Origin of the sequence: Stenotrophomonas sp. PvP093 (assembly GCF_017876915.1) — a bacterium.
In the GTDB taxonomy this organism is placed as follows: domain Bacteria; phylum Pseudomonadota; class Gammaproteobacteria; order Xanthomonadales; family Xanthomonadaceae; genus Stenotrophomonas; species Stenotrophomonas muris.
Map to the genome: position 1 here is coordinate 788,684 of NZ_JAGIOX010000004.1, position 14,505 is coordinate 803,188.

Sequence of the window (14,505 nt, forward strand, 5' to 3'; positions counted from 1 at the left end):
ATGAGCCATACCGCCACCGCGCCCGCCAACGCCGAGAAGCGCTACACCGTGCACCGCAGCGATCTGCCGTTGAGCTGCCCGACCCCGGAAATGGCGCTGTGGAACTCGCATCCGCGCGTGTACCTGCCGATCGAAGACGAGCCCAACGGTGAAGCGCAGTGCCCGTACTGCGGTTCCGTGTTCGTGCTGGCCGACTAAACGGCGGCCCCTTCGATGCGCCGATTGACCGTGGTGCAGTTGCTGCCGGCGCTGCACTCCGGCGGTGTCGAGCGCTCGACCCTGGAAATCGCTGCTGCCCTGGTCGCGGCCGGCCATCGTGCACTGGTGGTGTCCGCCGGTGGCCGCCTGGTGCAGCCGCTGCTGGACAGCGGTGCCGAGCACCTCACCCTGGACATCGGCCGCAAGTCGCTGCTGACCCTGCGCCATCTGCCGACCCTGCGCCGCCTGTTTGCCGAGGTCGGTGCGGACATCGTGCACGCCCGTTCGCGGCTGCCGGCCTGGCTGGGCCTGTACGCGATCCGCGCCATGCCCGCCGCACAGCGCCCGCACTGGGTGACCACCGTGCACGGGTTGAATTCGCCCAGCCGCTACAGTGCGGTGATGACCAGTGGCGAACGCGTGATCTGCGTGTCCAATACCGTGCGCGCCTTCGTGCAACGCCACTACCCGACGGTGCCGGAAGAAAAACTGCAGGTCATTCCCCGCGGTGTCGATGTCGGCCAGTTCCCACGCGTAGCACGTGCCGACCGTCGCCCGCGGCTGGCCCTGGCCGCCGATTATCCCTGGCTGGCGCAGGTTGATGGCCCGCTGCTGCTGTTGGCCGGGCGCGGTACCCGGCTGAAGGGCCACGCCCACGCGCTGCAGCTGCTGGCCGACGTGCGTGCCGCCGGCGTGCCTGCGCAGCTGTGGATGCTGGGTACCGAGGAACCCGGGCGTGAGGCCTACGTGGCCGATCTGCGCCGCCAGGCTGCGGCACTGGGCGTGGCCGAGGCCGTACAGATCAGCACGCCTACCGCACGCATCGCCCTGGCCTACGCCGCCAGCGATCTGGTGCTGCAGCTGTCGGACAAGCCGGAAGCCTTTGGCCGCACCGTGGTCGAGGCGCTGTCGGTCGGCCGCCCGGTGCTGGGCTGGGACCACGGTGGCGTCGGCGAACTGCTGCAGCAGCTGCAGCCCGGCGGCGCGGTGCCGCTCGGCGACGCGCGCGCGTTGGGTGAACGTGCGCTGGCCCTGCTGGCGCAGCCGCCATCCTTGCCGACCCGCATCCCGTTTACCCTGCAGGCCATGCAGCGCGATACCCTCCGCCTCTATGCCGATCTCGCCGGCTGACCCCGCTGCCATCGTGCGCGACGACCGCGCTGGGCGCTGGGCACCCTGGTGGGTGCTGGCGTACGTGGCGATGTGGCCGTTGCCAGGCATCGCTGAAACCGTGCTCGGCCTTGGCGCGCTCTATGCTGCCGTGCGCATGGTCATGCGCCGGCTGCAGCGCCGCCCGCACCTGTTGAGCACGGCGGCGTGGGCCCTGACCTCGATCTTGTTCCTCGGCTACTGGCTGCCACAGGCGTTCTCGGCCATCGATGCGATCGATCCGGCGGCCTCGTGGACCAAGGCTGCCGCCGGACTTCGCTACCTGCCCTTCATGTGGCTGGTGGCGATCGCGGTAGCCACGCCGGAACGGCGGCGGCTGACCTTCGGTGGCCTGGCGCTGATCACCGGCGCGTGGACGCTGGACGCGTTGGTACAGGCGCTGGCCGGCACCAGCCCATGGTTCTGGTCGCTGGAGCACCTGAAGCTGGCCGTAAGTGGCCACGCGCTGTGCCCGGCCGACGAAGCCGCACTGGCCGACCGCCTCAGTGGCGCGCTCGGGCCCTGCAACCTGAAATTCGGCCAGGTGCTGGCCAGCCTGTCACCCTTCCTGCTGCTGCCGATGGCGCGGCGTTTCGGCAGTGCGGGGTGGTTGCTGGCCGCCGCCGCACTGGGAGGCGTGCTGCTGCTGGCCGGTTCGCGCGCCTCGTGGATCACCTTTGTGCTGGTGCTGGCCTACAGCGGCCTGCGCCAGTTCGGCTGGAAGCGGCTGCTGCTGCTGGCCCTTGTGGCAGCGCTGGGTACGGCCGCACTGACAGCGGGCGTGCCGCAGCTGCGCGAGCGTGTTGCGCGCACGGCACAGGCATGGAACGAAGACGGGCAGGGCGTTGACGAGGCGCTTTCGGGGCGCGCGCGCATCTGGACGGCGGCGGTGTGCATGATCGAGGAACATCCGGTCAACGGTGTCGGTGCGCGCGGCTTCCGTGATGCGTATCCGGCCTGCGTGTCAGACGAGGGCCCCGCCGTGTGGGGCAATCAACCGGCATTGCACGCCCACCAGATCGTGCTGGAAATCCTGGCCGAGACCGGCGTGCTGGGCCTGCTGCTGTGGCTGGCGGCGGTGGCGCAGGCCTGGCGGGCCTGGCGCTATGCACCGCCGGCGGCGCGTGACCGCGCCCGCCCGGCGATGCTGGCGCTGGCGGTTACCGTGTTCCCGCTCAATACGCACCTGGCGTTCTATTCTGCGTTCTGGGGCGGCCTGACCGTGCTGCTGGCGGCCCTGTTCGCCGGCAGTCTGCTGGCCCGCGAATCGGACGAATCTCCGCCGATGCAGTAGTTGCCAACCTTGGTGGGCTCCCCGGGACCGGCCTCGGTTCATCCGGCGCCAACCAAGGTTGGCGCCACGAGGACGCCGGCCCTTCCACCGCATCCGGTTATTTGTAGAAATCACTCCGGCCGCCGGGCTGGCGCTTGAAGCGGCGGTGGATCCACAGGTACTGGTCGGGGGCTTCGCGCACCATCTCTTCGATGGCCTGGTTGACCCGCGTGGTATCGGCTTCCACGTCCTCGCTGGGGAAATTCTCCAGCGGTGCGCCGATCTTCAGCACGTACTTCCCGCCTTCGCGGCGGTGGAAGTACGGGATCACTGCACAACCGGTCATCCTTGCCAGCTGGTGGGTGGCGGTGATGGTCGAAGCGGTGTGGCCGAAGAACGGCACGAACACGGTGTCCTTGCCACGCATGTCCTGGTCCGGCGCGTACCAGAGGAAGCCGCCCTTCTTCAGGTGGCGCACGGTCGCGCGGATGTCCTCGTTGGCGAACATCGCCTTGGCATAGCGCAGGCGGCCGAACTTCACCGCCCACTCGTACACCGGGTTCTTGTGCTTGCGGTACATGCCGGACAGGTCGACGTAGTCGCACAGCAGGCGTCCGCACATTTCCAGGGTCATGAAGTGGCCGGAGACCAGCAGCACGCCGCGGCCTTCAGCCTCCATCTGCCGCAGATGTTCCAGGCCTTCGATCCGTACCTGCGGGCGGATGCGGTCGATGCTGCCCCACCAGGCGCGGATGCACTCGAACACGCCCACGCCCAGCGCATCGAAACTGTCGCGCACCAGGCGCTGGCGCCAGGCTTCGTCCTTCTCGGGGAAGCACAGCTGCAGGTTGACTTCGGCGGCGCGGCGGCGGCTGCCGAGCAGGCGCCAGGTGATCCAGCCGACGCCCCGGCCCAGCGCGCGCTGCAGCATCCACGGCAGGCGGGCGATGGCGAAGGCGCCGAACATGGCGGCGAACATCGGCCAGTTGCGCGGATCGCGCAGCGATGGGCGGACGGCGGTGGAGGCATCTGACATGGGGCCATTCTACCAAGGCGGCCGCGTGTCTTTCCCCGGGGGCTCCCGTATCCTTGCCGCATGCGCAAAGACCCTGTCGAATGGATCCTGCGCGGCCTGTATTCGGTCGTGCTCTACATCCTGCTGCCGATCACCGTGTACCACCTGGTCTGGCGCGGTTTCCGGGTTCGTGAATACTTCCGGCGCTGGGATGAGCGCTATGCCTCCTATCCGCAGCCGACCGGGCAGCCGCGGGTCTGGCTGCACGCGGTCTCGGTGGGCGAGGTCAATGCCGCCGCGCCGCTGGTCAATGCCCTGCGCCAGCAGCGCCCGGACATCCGCTGGGTGATCACCACCATCACCCCGACCGGCTCCGAGCGCGTACGCGCGCTGTGGGGCGACGCCCTGGACCATGTCTACCTGCCGTATGACGTGCCGGGCAGCGTCAACCGTTTCCTCGGCCATTTCCAGCCCAGCCTGGCGCTGATCCTGGAAACCGAGCTGTGGCCGAACATGCTGTTCGGCTGCCGTGACCGCGGCATTCCGGTGTACATCCTCAACGCCCGGTTGTCGGCGCGTTCGCTGCGCGGCTACCGGTTGCTGGCGGCACTGATCCGCCGCGCGCTGCGCACCGTCACCTGCGTGGCCGCGCAGTCGCAGGACGATGCCGAGCGCTTCGTGCAGCTGGGGGCGGATCCCGGCCAGGTGCAGGCGCTGGGCAACCTGAAATTCGACATCGCCACGCCGGATGTGCAGGGTTTCGTCGAACAGTTCCACGCGCGGGTACCGGCCGCTCGTCCGGTATGGATCGCCGCCAGTACCCATGATGGCGAGGAGCAGGCGGTGATCGACCTGCACCGGCGCCTGCGCCAGCGGCATCCGGAGCTGCTGCTGCTGTGGGCACCGCGACATCCCGAGCGTTTCCCGAAGGTGGAAGCGCTGGCGCGCGAACAGGGCTGGAGCGTGGCGACCCGCCGCGTGGACCAGTGGCCACACGCGGCCACAGACGTGTTCGTCATCGACACCCTTGGCGAGCTGATGCCGTTCTATGCCTGCGCCCAGGTCGCCTTCGTCGGCGGCAGCCTGCAGGCCATCGGTGGTCACAACCTGCTGGAGCCGGCCGCGATGGGAACGGCGGCGGTGACCGGCCCGCACCTGCACAACTTCGCGGAAATTTCCCGGCGCATGCGCGAGGCCGGAGCGCTGCTGATCGGCGAGGACGCGCAGGCGGTGGGCGATCTGCTGCAGCACCTGCTCGACGATGCCCAGGCCCGCGAAGACATGGCGAGGGCGGGATGCACGCTGGTCAGCAATGGCCGCGGCGCCCTGCAACGCACGCTTGCCCTGGTGGCGCCGCACCTGCCACCACCGCGCGAGTGATCGCGGCAGCGCGGAGTCAGCGGCGCTGACGAGCATTGTCGTGATCAACTTCATCAATTCTGCTTAGCGACGATTTTTCTGTCGTTGCTGGACCGACCCTGCCGCTGGCAGCGTGCCTGCCATCACATCGTTGCGCACATTCCACCGATTCTGATTCCGCAGGACGACGCAGGCTGCCAGCCTGCTGTCGACCGCGCTTGGGCGGATATCAAGGGAACTTGCGATGGACGGCGACAGGGGCGGGGACGGCACGGGTGGGGCCGGACTGGGGACGGACCATCTGGCGGTGGTGGCGTTGACACTGTTGGTGGGCGGTAGCGTGATCGCACTGGTGGGCCAGCACACGGCGGCACAGGCAGGCCCCGCCATCGTGCTGAGCCTGTTGCTGGCTGCACTGGGGGCCGGCCTGGTGCTGTGCTGCCTGCAGGATCTGGTGCTGCGGTTGCCGGCGGGCGAGGGCCTGCACGGGCTGCTGGCTGCCAGCTGGGGGCCGCGGGTGGCGGGCGTGTTGGGCATGGCGCTGCTGCTGGAGCTGGTGGCGACCACGGCGGGCGTGGCGCAGTCCATGGCCCTCCATCTGCACACGGTGCTGGCCGCCGAAGGCCTCCAGCCCTGCGACTGGCTGCCGGAACAGGTCACGGCGGCGGTGGGCCTGCTGATGCTGGGCGCGCTGGCATTGCTGCCGCCACGGCGTGTGGTGCTGGTGGCCTGCGCCCTGTTGACGGTGAAGATCGGTGCGGGGGTGTTGCTGCTGGCGCTGGCGGCACGTCATGTGCATTACGCGCACTGGATCCCCTGGCTGCCACCGGCGACCGCGCCGTATCGCTTCGGGCTGGGCGGGGTGCTGGCGGCTGCGGTGCCGCTGCTGGGGGTATTTGCCAGCGTCGGCTTGGCACTGGGCTTTCCTGCGTTGCGCCGCCAGGGCGCGATGTGGCAACCGGCAGTGCTGGCGCTGGTCTCGTTGCTGGCGATGCTGCTGCTGATCGTGCTGGCAGCACTGCAGGCAGGGCTGGTCGAGTTTTCCGCGCTTGCCAGTACCCGGCCACTGTCGGTGGCGCTGGAGATGCATCCGCAATTGGAGTGGATGCTGCCGTTGTTGCCGCTGGCGGGGGCTACGGGCCTGGCCGCCCTGCAGCTGGTGCTGCTGATGCTGGCCTTGCGGCTGGCAACATCGCTGTGGCCAGGGGCGGGTGATGCAGTGGGACGCTCCCGCGGTGTGATCGTGGCGGCGGTCGGACTGCCGGCGGTGATGCTGGTGCTGTGGCTGCCGTTGGGCACCCTGCCGGCGCTGCCGGGTCCGGCAACCCTGCTGGTGATGGCGGCGCTGTGCCTGGCGGTGCTGCGGCGGCGGAATGACATGAGGCAGGGCGCAACCGGTCGCGAACTGGTGCTGCCGATGCTGGCGCCCTTGGCGGCCGCGCTGTGCGTCCTTGCGGCGTTGGAACGCCTGCGGGCATGGCCGGGCTGAGGGTTCGCGGGGCCACGCAACGGGTAGCTGCGGGCGGATGCACCGCCTGCAAAAAAGCCACCTCTCGCGACTCATACCCTAAATGTACATAGGATGCATGGGTGGCTTCCTATGTCACTGATACGTATACGGATGTACTCGATTGCATTGCTATGTATAGATGCATAGCAATGCATCGTACGGTGGAGGCGCCGACGGTGACGTCGGCGCTTTTTCTATCGGCCTTTGGTGATCGAATCTCCAAGAATCTTGCGGATCGCTCTTGCAAAGCCAACCTCAAGCACGACCCGTCCCCGTTCGTTGATGATTTCTCCGTGAGTTCCTTCCTTCAGGCCCCGCTCTTGCAGGTAGTCTGGTGATATCGCTTTCCTGAGTGCCTCGCGTTCTGATGGTGTGAACTGCTCAGACAGCGTGAATACAGCCAGAGGCGGTGCTACGCCAGTCGCCGAGATCGTGGCGCCCAGGGGGCGGCGATCAACTGTCACTTGCGTGTGGGCCTTCAGCAAATTGAGCTGCGATTTGAGCCTGTCACGTTCGGCGATGATGCCCTGCATGATGGATCGAATAGCCGGATCTTCGATACGCATCAGATATTCATCACTCGCCAAGACCTTCTTGACTCTCGGTAGAGGCGGGCCAGCGTAGGCCGCCCAAGCCTCAATGAGCGACCGGTAGTCGGCGGATGCTGCGTTATAGAGTGCTCGACCTTTTAGCACTCCTTCGGCCTCTGCCAAGCGGCCAATGGTTGAAATCGAGAAGTCTCGCGAGCCGGTGGCGTGCTGATTACTACAGATCTCATGCATCCTAGCCAGATTCGCCTGCCGATTTGAACGCCCTCCTTTTGCCAGCAGTGCGGCAAGCACAGCGTCGGGGTGCACATTCGTTGTGTCGGTCATGCTTTCACTTCTTCCAGAAGAACCCGGTCGACAGGGATTCCTTGCGCCGGATGTTGAGATACAGACAGCAGATGCGAGAGATCGACGTCGAAGTGCTGGCTGAGACGCACACCGGCGTCCATCAAACGGATCACTTCTCGTTGGCCGAGTATTGGATTGGTTGGATCCATCTGCTGAGATAGATGCCGCATGAACGCATTGCCCGCCAGTAGCTGCTCTTGTTCGCTGAGCGTCATGAACAAGGGCGGTCGGCCATCGTTGTAGAGCACGGCATCGAGAAGCTGACTTCGGCGGAATACCGCCTTTCCTGGGTCAAGATCCGGATACATCTCAACGCTATCGCATATGCCCGTCAGCTGTAGGAGTTCTGACTCTGTCTCCTCGAAGACAGCCTGTACATCAACCATTTCGCCAGCGGCAATCAACTGCGTACCGCCTTCTTGCGAATCGCCGAGGGCCAACTTGCAGCGTTCAATTAGACGCCAGCAAGCCACCAGGTCTTCTGCCAGATCACTGAAGCGCTTCATGGCGCTTTCCCACACCCGCTCTGCCTGTCGGTGTGCGTTCAACGCAACAAAGGGATGCCCGCTGTCCTCAGCGTCAGCCTTCTGCCTTTTGATATTCTGAAGTTCTTCTTCGCGCGTGAGGCAAGTGTTGCGCGCTTCGTCAAAGTGATAGGCGAGTGTGTTGAAGTGCGCGGCAAGCGCTGGGAGGTGATGTGGCTCGGTCACAAACCAGCGGCAGCGTACGCAGTTGCGACTGCCGCCGGGGACAGGTCCGTACTTTTGAGACGTTGCTGATCCCAAGTATGCCCCTCCGTTGTAACAGCCACCTATCGCACTATTGCCCTCATTCTCACTGGTATTGCCTCCAACCAGGCACAACCCATGGTGCATTGGCATCCAGCCCACTGGATTGCGTACGGAGGGATGTTGAGGGATGGCCACGGCGAGGCTAGGGACGCTATTGCAGACCGCCTTTTGAAGCAATTCTTCGTGAGCCGTATCGAGAAGGAAATTCTGAATGCTGACTTCCTTTCCTGCCTCAAGCCGTTCCGCAGCGCTATGCAACAACTTGCGAACATGGGTCGGCCCCGGCTTTGTATAGTAGAGGGTCATCAGCAGCCGACTGTGACCGACGAGCTTCTGCAGAACGGGGAACGGAACTTGTCCTTCTAAGGCCAGTGCGGTGATGAGCGAAACGCGTAGGCTATGAAGCGGAAAGAGAGTGGTCAGCCCGCAATTTTGTTCCTCCACAGGCGGAAGGAATTGAATTGGCGCACCGTTAGAGTGAGTCTCGCCTCGCTCAGCAATGCGGATTTGCAGTGCTGACAGGAGGCGGAACCAGCAGCCCTCAAGCTGGCCGGCGCGCTGCAGAGGTAGATTGGAGGATCCATCGCATTCCTCCGGCAATCTAAACAAGAAGCAGGCATCCGGATAACTACTTAGCTGTATCTCGCTTTTTGCTTGGACGTGACGTGCGTCGAGCTCTCCCCAGGCTGTTCGCCTCGAGACAGGATTGTACTTTTCCTGCCAGTTACGCATCTTCTCTAGCCAATAGAAGACGTCTTGATGGATCGGCCCACCTGCGCACCACGGCATTAGGTAGCCTTTGTCCTCACCAGCCTTCGCCATGTCAGCAGTCTTATTGGTGTTGATGTAGAGCACCGCCCCGGAGGACTCACTCTCACCTAGCTGCTGGCTACGTCGAAATACGCCTAGCTGGACGGGGCGTCGCTCACTTCCCCCAGCGAGGGGACTGGGATTCAACGTCCAAGAACCTGCTTCAAAGCGCCAAGTGTCGGCTTCGCCGGAATCAAGGAATCGTACCTGGTGAGTACGCAGTGGCAGGATTAGCTTTACGAGTAGCGCAACCCAGCGCACCGGGCTCCACATCTCCAGAACCTGTCCGCCACGATATCCCGACTTGAGTTTGCGGATACGCCATACGCAATCTGGGTCTGTTCGATCTATTTGCGCCTCTGTTACCTCAAACCAGTCAGGAGCAGTTCTACCGCGCGTACCAGCTTTCGCCCCCAGTGCCTGCTGCGCCCATTGCCAATCGCGGAAGTGTGGTCCAGCAGCAAGAATCTGGCGAAGTTCGTCGATGTATCCATAGGGCAGCGGCGAATGAACACTCTCATCACGCCTGGGTAGACCCTCTCTGGACATACGAGGGACGGGATTGTGAAACGCCGGGGATACAACCAACTGGCCGTTGTCAGTCTCCTCGCTGAACTCCTTTAGCAGCACGTATTGAAGGAAGGAATTGATGTGATTGTTGTTCTTGATGCCGTCAAAAGAGTTCGGACAAGCAGTGAGATAGAAGTTGGGCACGCTCGTGCTACGAGCGAGGAACACGCTAGGTTCGTGGGGCAACCCCTGTCGCGCAATGAAGCGATCGAAGAAGGCTGATAAGGCTCTCAGCCTGCTGGGCAGCCCCCGAGTCTCGCCTTTCAGCCATTCAACTGCCAAGATTCGCCAAGCAGTTAGGTGCGGATGCTCACGATCGAGCCATCCAAGAGATGTGTCCTGCTCGCGTCCTGCCCCCTTCTTCTTGAGGTGTGCATTCGCCCCTTTATTGATCTCAGTCATCCTTAAATTCCAGAACTCAGATTTATGTCAATCACATTGGCCGTGCTGAGTCCCCTATCTCGCATTCGTTGTGCGGCCGCCTCAAGTGCCATCAGCGCTTCACGGGTACTCGGCTGTGTATAGACCTCTTGGCTTGCTTCAGAGGAGTGGTGCATGAAGCGGCGTATATGCGCTTTTTCAACACCTGCGGTACGCAGCCGGAGGCCGTAGGCATGTCGGTGGCCGTGAGGTGTAGTACCTAATGCCTTGCCCACAGTGAGCCCGATACGCTCGCAGGCGGCCGCATGTGCCTTGTTGTACTGGGTCAGCGTGTACATGGCACCCACGGGCTGGCGGATCAGGTTGATAAAGGCGAATGGGTGGTTGCGATCAATGCGAGCGACCTGTTCCAGATAGCGGTGCCACAACTGCAGGAACCATTCGCCATACTCGGGCACAAACCAGTACGCCTGCTTGTAGTAGGCCTGGTCATGCATGCCGCCCTTCCATCCCGCATGGCGCCGATCCATGACCAAGGTGCGAGGCGCCAAGCCGAATTGTTGGGAAAGGTATTCAGCGCGGGTACCTTTACGCACCCTTCCGCGTTCGTCACGCCAGTCACTAGGAGCAGAGCCGTGGCTCGGATGGTGGATGAGCACTTTTGCCCCCTCTAGGTTGCCCGGGTCTGGAAAAACGTCCGAAATGTAGAGGTGGAAGGGTTCCGACTCGCGGAAGCCTGCGCCGTGCAACAGCAAGGTAATGAGCATGCCGCGGTAGTCCTGGCGTCTACCTGCACGAAATCCTCTCGTTAACAATTCCTCGAATCGCTCTTCGGGAAAGGCGGGAGGCTCCCCGCTCTGCACCTTCGGCAGGCGTTGGCTTCGGACACGATGTCCAGTTTCGGTTGGATGTGCATTTGCTGCCCAGGTGTGACCTAAGAACGCTTTGCTGCGGCGGAACTGATAAGCAGCCTCATCTATCTGTCGATCGAAGGCCCCACCTTGATATCGCGGGTTCAGCCGAGCAGCTTCAGGTCGTATCTCGCTTAACCACGCAAAGAAGTCCGTCAAGTGGGTAACGATGTTCGCGGCATCCTGCGGTGCGCGTGGAGCCCAACAAAGACCGCTCGGATCGAGCCCCGTTTTTCGGTCGAAGGTGCCTGTATACAGCCGCTGCGCAAAGTTCTGGAACAAACGATAGGTGTCACGCTCGGCAGGGTTGGAGAGCAGGTACTCCAGGAACAGCCGTACAGAACGGGTGACTTTCGACATCCACGTCAGGCTACGGTCATGGCTACGGTGCAAGCAATAGTCAAGAAGTGGCTCCAGCACCCCTGCAGGAGTTAGCAGTGCGGGCAACTCAGAATAGGCCCCTGTGGCATCTGTATAGATGCGGGCCTTCACGGTCACGAACATAGACCTACGCCATCTGACCGCGCATCCAGTAGATCGCGCTCAGGGACTGATGGAGATCAGGATGCCTGGCTACATCCAACGGCAAGTTGTCGACAGTCATTGGAGCATCTGAACAGGCGCCACAGTCACATACCATGTAATTTTAGGGGAGAAGTTCATGGGGCGCTAGGCGTAAAAAAGCCCCTACGAGAGGGGCTCTGGGGTGTTTCCAGGGGCTAATCCACCCCAACTATGTATCTTTAGCTGGGGGGAATAACTTGCGGGTGGCTTCTTTGTTGCCGGCAGGGCGACGGATCAGTGCGTGGTCGTTGCCGGATTGCCCGCGTCCTGGGTCAGCAGGCGGTTGACGTCCTGCAGCTCTGCCACGTCCAGCGCACCCAGCGACTGGCTCAGCAGCAGGCGGTTCTGCAGGAAGGTGTAGCGGGCCTGGGCGTAGTCCAGCTGCGCCGAGAACAGGATGCGCTGGTTCTGGATCACGTCCAGCACGGTACGGGTACCGACTTCCAGGCCGACCTGCGAAGCGTCGTACGCGCTCTGTGCCGAGACCACGGCCAGGCGACGGGCCTCCACTTCGCTGATGCCCTGTACCAGGGTCTGGTAGGCATTGCGGGTGTTGCGGTCCAGGGCGCGCTTCTGCTGCTCGTAGCCGTCCTGGGCGATGTCACGCTGGGCCAGCGCTTGGCGCACGCCGGACTGGGTGGCACCACCGGAGAAGATCGGCACGCTCAGGGTCAGGCCGATACTGTTGGTGCGGGCGTCCGGCGACAGCGAACCGGAACCAGTGCTGTCACCCCAGGTCGCGCTCTTGCCCCAGCTGCCGCCCAGCGACAGGGTCGGGTAATGGCCGCCACGGGCGGCCTGCACGCCAGCCTCGGCGGCGCTGACCTTCAGTTCCTGCGCCTTCAGCGCCGGATTCTGGGTGGTGGCCTGCTGCACCAGCTCATCGATGTTGCCACGGTTGGCCGGCACTTCCGGGCGGAAGTCGGCCGGCAGCCCACGCAGGTTGGTCACCGGCTGGCCGGTCAGTTCGGTCAGGGCCTGGTAGTTATCGGCCAGGGTGTTCTGCGCAACGATGGTGTTGGCACGCGCCTGGTCGTACTGGGCGCGTGCTTCGTGCACGTCGGTGATCGGCGCCAGGCCCACTTCCAGGCGCTTGTCGGCGAAGTCGAACTGCTTCTTCGCGGCCGCTTCATTGGTCTGTGCGGCATTCAGCGATTCGATCGCCACCAGCACGTTGAAGTAGGCCGCCGAGGTGCGCACGATCAGGCTGTCGTTGGCCGAATCGAGGGTGAAGTCCGCCGCCTTGCTCAGCTCGCGCTGCGAACGCAGGTTGTTGATCTGGGTCCAGTTGAACAGCGTCTGGCTGCCGTCGATCGTGTAGGTGCGGCGCTTGTTGGTGAACGAGCCGGAGTTGGCGTCGGCGTTCGGCTCACTGCGCGTGCGGTTCAGCTGGGCCTGGCCGTTGATCTGCGGCAGCAGGGCGGCGCGCGCCTGCACGGCGCCTTCCTTGTCATACAGCCGGGTCGATTCGGCGGCGGACAGCTGCGGATCGCCATTGCGCGCCATTTCGTAGACCTGCAGCAGGTCGGCGGCATGGGCGGACAACGGCAGCAGGGCAGTGGCCAGCGCAACAGCGAGGGATCGGCGGATCATTGCGGCTTCCTTGGACTCAGAGGTGGAACTGGGGGGCCGGGGCGGCACCACGCAGGTAATCGATATCGGTCTCGAACAGGGACTCGCTGCTGCCGTCGGCCTTGACCAGCAGGGCCTCCATCGCCGGCGAGCGGCCGTGGATCACGAACAGGCGACCACCCGGACGCAGCCACGAAGCGAACTGTGACGGCACCACGTCGACCGCACCAGTGACACAGACCACGTCAAAGCGGCGTTCGGTCTGCCAGGACAGGGCGTCGGCCACTTCCACGCGGACGTTGGTGCCCAAGCCGGACGCGTCCAGGCGGGCGCGCGCGGCGGCGGCCAGCTCCGGGTCGATTTCCAGGCTCAGCACGTCGCGCGCCAGCGCGCCGATGCAGGCCGACAGGAAGCCGCTGCCGGTGCCGATTTCCAGCACTTCGTCACCCGGCTGCAGGTCCAGCGCCTGCAGGGTACGGCCCTCGATGACCGGCTTCATCATCTTCTGGCCATGGCCGATCGGCAGTTCGACATCGGCGTAGGCCAGTGCCCGGTGTGCATCGGCGACAAAAGCCTCGCGCGGCAGGCGGGCCAGGACGTCGAGCACCTTGATGTCCAGCACGTCCCAGGGACGGATCTGCTGTTCCACCATCAGTTCGCGGGCGTGGGCGTAATCAATCGTCATGAGGTTCAAATCCAGCGCAGTGGGCCGGCCATTTTACCGGTGCCGGAGGCCGGCGGCGCGCCCAGAGCATCAGCTGCCGGGTGGCCGGGGTCGCAGTGCCGGAAGTCATCGCGACCTCCGGTTCGTTCAGTTTTGGTTATTCAGCCGTCCCGGCCCCTCGCGGCGCATAGGCGCGCAGGAAGAAGTCGATGCTGGCAGTCACGTGGGCAAGAGGGTCGCATTCCACCGGTGACAGTGGCATGCCGCACATCATATGCATGTGCACTTCGCCCTTGACCAGGGTCAGGAACTGCTCGCCAGCCAGCGAATAGTCGGTGATTTCCAGCTCGCCGCGCTCGGCGCGTGCCCGCAGGAAGTCAGCCAGGGCCTCGCAGGTACGTTCCGGTCCTGCCTTCCAGAACAGCTCGCGCAGGCGTTCGTCGGTCTCCGGCGCCATCATCATGCGCTGGATCGAGATCGCCGCATCGGACGTGATCAGTTCGAAGAAAGCCAGACCGATGCCGATCAGCTGGTCGCGCAGCGGGCCGTCCGCGTCGGCCACGAACAGGGCATCGGGCAGCATTTCAATGCACTTCGACTGCACGGCCTCGGAGAACAGGGTCTCCTTGTCGCCGAAGTGGCTGTACACAGTCAACTTCGAGACGCCGGCCTGAGCGGCGATGGTGTCCATGCTCACGCCGGTATAGCCCTGTTCGATGAACAGTGTCTTGGCTGCTTCAAGGATCGCCGCGCGCTTGCCGAGGTCCTTGGGGCGCCCGGGTCCGGCGGCCTTGGCAGCGGGCTTGGCCGACGGCTTGCGGGAAGTGTGAGAACTCATCACC

At 64.2% G+C, this 14,505-nt stretch carries 12 protein-coding genes; 5 read left to right on the plus strand and 7 right to left on the minus strand.

Annotation, left to right across the window (positions count from 1 at the left end; genetic code table 11):
* Genes J3A72_RS06300 through J3A72_RS06310 form a run of 3 tightly spaced genes read left to right on the plus strand, consistent with a single transcriptional unit; the run spans nt 1 to nt 2,641 of the window.
* On the plus strand, nt 1-198 hold the full coding sequence (locus J3A72_RS06300) for a zinc-finger domain-containing protein (RefSeq protein ID WP_005410967.1): 198 nt from the start codon (nt 1-3) through the stop codon (nt 196-198).
* A gap of 15 nt (nt 199-213) precedes the next feature.
* The gene (locus J3A72_RS06305) at nt 214-1,329 is read left to right on the plus strand and encodes a glycosyltransferase (protein ID WP_075077184.1); all 1,116 of its coding nucleotides are present in this window, start codon (nt 214-216) and stop codon (nt 1,327-1,329) included.
* Entirely contained in the window at nt 1,310-2,641 is a 1,332-nt protein-coding gene (locus J3A72_RS06310) for an O-antigen ligase family protein (RefSeq protein WP_075077185.1), read from the plus strand. Before J3A72_RS06305 ends, J3A72_RS06310 begins: the two co-directional genes overlap by 20 nt.
* Before the next feature lie 97 nt (nt 2,642-2,738).
* Here the strand turns inward: J3A72_RS06310 and J3A72_RS06315 are convergent, their stop codons facing one another.
* Nucleotides 2,739-3,656, minus strand: a complete 918-nt coding sequence (locus J3A72_RS06315; RefSeq protein WP_014648350.1) for an LpxL/LpxP family Kdo(2)-lipid IV(A) lauroyl/palmitoleoyl acyltransferase — start codon at nt 3,654-3,656, stop codon at nt 2,739-2,741.
* A gap of 60 nt (nt 3,657-3,716) precedes the next feature.
* Between J3A72_RS06315 and waaA the strand changes: the two genes are divergently transcribed.
* Both waaA and J3A72_RS06325 read left to right on the plus strand, forming a co-directional pair.
* Complete coding sequence (gene waaA / locus J3A72_RS06320; RefSeq protein ID WP_014648349.1) at nt 3,717-5,015, plus strand: lipid IV(A) 3-deoxy-D-manno-octulosonic acid transferase; 1,299 nt, start codon at nt 3,717-3,719, stop codon at nt 5,013-5,015.
* A 223-nt stretch (nt 5,016-5,238) separates the two neighbouring features.
* Nucleotides 5,239-6,483, plus strand: coding sequence for an amino acid transporter (locus J3A72_RS06325; protein ID WP_075077186.1), 1,245 nt, complete (start codon nt 5,239-5,241; stop codon nt 6,481-6,483).
* Between the two features lie 215 nt (nt 6,484-6,698).
* Here the strand turns inward: J3A72_RS06325 and gmtX are convergent, their stop codons facing one another.
* From gmtX to J3A72_RS06355, 6 genes are all read right to left on the minus strand, one after another.
* Nucleotides 6,699-7,379, minus strand: coding sequence for a gamma-mobile-trio protein GmtX (gene gmtX / locus J3A72_RS06330; protein ID WP_049417537.1), 681 nt, complete (start codon nt 7,377-7,379; stop codon nt 6,699-6,701).
* Complete coding sequence (locus J3A72_RS06335) at nt 7,376-9,973, minus strand: integrase family protein (RefSeq protein WP_049417539.1); 2,598 nt, start codon at nt 9,971-9,973, stop codon at nt 7,376-7,378. Before J3A72_RS06335 ends, gmtX begins: the two co-directional genes overlap by 4 nt.
* A 2-nt stretch (nt 9,974-9,975) precedes the next feature.
* Nucleotides 9,976-11,367: a gamma-mobile-trio recombinase GmtY gene (gmtY, locus tag J3A72_RS06340; RefSeq protein ID WP_049417540.1), complete on the minus strand. Its 1,392-nt coding sequence runs from the start codon at nt 11,365-11,367 to the stop codon at nt 9,976-9,978.
* 294 nt (nt 11,368-11,661) lie between these two features.
* Nucleotides 11,662-13,020 carry a TolC family outer membrane protein gene (locus tag J3A72_RS06345; protein WP_014648347.1) on the minus strand — a complete coding sequence of 453 codons (1,359 nt, stop codon included), beginning with the start codon at nt 13,018-13,020 and terminating at the stop codon, nt 11,662-11,664.
* A gap of 16 nt (nt 13,021-13,036) precedes the next feature.
* Entirely contained in the window at nt 13,037-13,684 is a 648-nt protein-coding gene (locus tag J3A72_RS06350; RefSeq protein ID WP_075077187.1) for a protein-L-isoaspartate O-methyltransferase, read from the minus strand.
* A gap of 136 nt (nt 13,685-13,820) precedes the next feature.
* Nucleotides 13,821-14,501 carry a TetR/AcrR family transcriptional regulator gene (locus J3A72_RS06355; RefSeq protein ID WP_053495622.1) on the minus strand — a complete coding sequence of 227 codons (681 nt, stop codon included), beginning with the start codon at nt 14,499-14,501 and terminating at the stop codon, nt 13,821-13,823.
* Between the last annotated feature and the right edge of the window lie 4 nt (nt 14,502-14,505).

What these genes read in the sequence shown, in the direction of transcription:
- gmtX (WP_049417537.1), bottom strand. Translation starts at nt 7,379, where the DNA reads ATGACCGACACAACGAATGTGCACCCCGACGCTGTGCTTGCCGCACTG.
- waaA (WP_014648349.1), top strand. Translation starts at nt 3,717, where the DNA reads ATGCGCAAAGACCCTGTCGAATGGATCCTGCGCGGCCTGTATTCGGTC.
- J3A72_RS06305 (WP_075077184.1), top strand. Translation starts at nt 214, where the DNA reads ATGCGCCGATTGACCGTGGTGCAGTTGCTGCCGGCGCTGCACTCCGGC.
- J3A72_RS06335 (WP_049417539.1), bottom strand. Translation starts at nt 9,973, where the DNA reads ATGACTGAGATCAATAAAGGGGCGAATGCACACCTCAAGAAGAAGGGG.
- J3A72_RS06315 (WP_014648350.1), bottom strand. Translation starts at nt 3,656, where the DNA reads ATGTCAGATGCCTCCACCGCCGTCCGCCCATCGCTGCGCGATCCGCGC.
- J3A72_RS06350 (WP_075077187.1), bottom strand. Translation starts at nt 13,684, where the DNA reads ATGACGATTGATTACGCCCACGCCCGCGAACTGATGGTGGAACAGCAG.
- J3A72_RS06355 (WP_053495622.1), bottom strand. Translation starts at nt 14,501, where the DNA reads ATGAGTTCTCACACTTCCCGCAAGCCGTCGGCCAAGCCCGCTGCCAAG.
- J3A72_RS06310 (WP_075077185.1), top strand. Translation starts at nt 1,310, where the DNA reads ATGCCGATCTCGCCGGCTGACCCCGCTGCCATCGTGCGCGACGACCGC.
- J3A72_RS06300 (WP_005410967.1), top strand. Translation starts at nt 1, where the DNA reads ATGAGCCATACCGCCACCGCGCCCGCCAACGCCGAGAAGCGCTACACC.
- gmtY (WP_049417540.1), bottom strand. Translation starts at nt 11,367, where the DNA reads ATGTTCGTGACCGTGAAGGCCCGCATCTATACAGATGCCACAGGGGCC.
- J3A72_RS06325 (WP_075077186.1), top strand. Translation starts at nt 5,239, where the DNA reads ATGGACGGCGACAGGGGCGGGGACGGCACGGGTGGGGCCGGACTGGGG.
- J3A72_RS06345 (WP_014648347.1), bottom strand. Translation starts at nt 13,020, where the DNA reads ATGATCCGCCGATCCCTCGCTGTTGCGCTGGCCACTGCCCTGCTGCCG.